The organism is Spiroplasma sp. hy2 (assembly GCF_044714365.1).
In the GTDB taxonomy this organism is placed as follows: Bacteria; Bacillota_I; Bacilli_A; order Mycoplasmatales; family Mycoplasmataceae; genus Spiroplasma; species Spiroplasma phoeniceum.
Genome location: NZ_RXFZ02000276.1, coordinates 1 through 947, shown reverse-complemented (window position 1 = coordinate 947; position 947 = coordinate 1). Strand labels below are relative to the sequence as shown.

1 protein-coding gene is annotated in these 947 nt (G+C 23.9%); it reads right to left on the bottom strand.

Annotation, left to right across the window (positions count from 1 at the left end; all coding sequences use genetic code 4):
• Positions 1-213: 213 nt before the first annotated feature.
• Positions 214-612: a hypothetical protein gene (locus EHV01_RS06050; RefSeq protein WP_422066672.1), complete on the bottom strand. Its 399-nt coding sequence runs from the start codon at positions 610-612 to the stop codon at positions 214-216.
• Positions 613-947: the final 335 nt, after the last annotated feature.

Sequence of the window (947 nt, the reverse complement as noted above, 5' to 3'; positions counted from 1 at the left end):
AATYAAATTTATCAAATTTCATAATTTTAGATTCCTATAATTTCTATTTTAAATATATTTTATAGGAATTTTAAAATAACTAGGTTATGCAAGAAGTCTATTATAGTCCTAATTAAAAATTCTTAATCTTATTTTCTATTTTATAAAAACAGGAAAAATATTAATAAAAATTTTAAATAAAACAATAACTAGAAAATCTAGTTATTGTTAACATTACTTATTTTTTGTCCCTACTTTTTTCAAAGGTTTTTTTGCTACTGTTTTTTTAGCAGGTTTTTTGTTATCCTTTGAATTTAACATTTGAGTGGCCTTCTTTTTATTTTGCACTTCAATTGCTTTTCGTTGAGTTGCTGTTTTTCCTAAACGTTCTGCAATTAGTCTTTCTGCTGTAATTGCAGTAGTAATGGCACTTCCATCTTTTGCCCGATAATCCGCTGCTGTTTTTGTATAAACATCTCCTAATGAACGATCGATTGATCTTTTCATAGCTGGAGTTGAATCAATAACTGCTTGTGATTTAATGAATAATCATTTTTCTTCTGGCGCATTTTTTGCTACTGGTTTTTTCGACTGGGGCACCTTTTTGTTTTTAGCTTTCAAACTTACTGGCATACTCAATCTCCTTTCATAATGAAATCAAACCAATGTTGGTTGCTAATGTTAAAATAGCATTAATCATTAGTTTTTTGCATTAAATATTTTTTATCCCAAATTGAATTTAGTATTTAAGATAATTGTAATATTTTAAGAAAAAGATAAAATTTTTACTTAAAATAGACGAATTAATTATATCAAATTTAGTTTGATTAATAAATAAGTTTAAGATATTATTTTAAAACTTTAATTTTGTCGAAAACTCTTGATATTTATAAAATATACCTAAAATTAGGTATATTTTTAATATATGGAGGTAAATAATTAATGAAAAAAATAATTACAGAATTAWA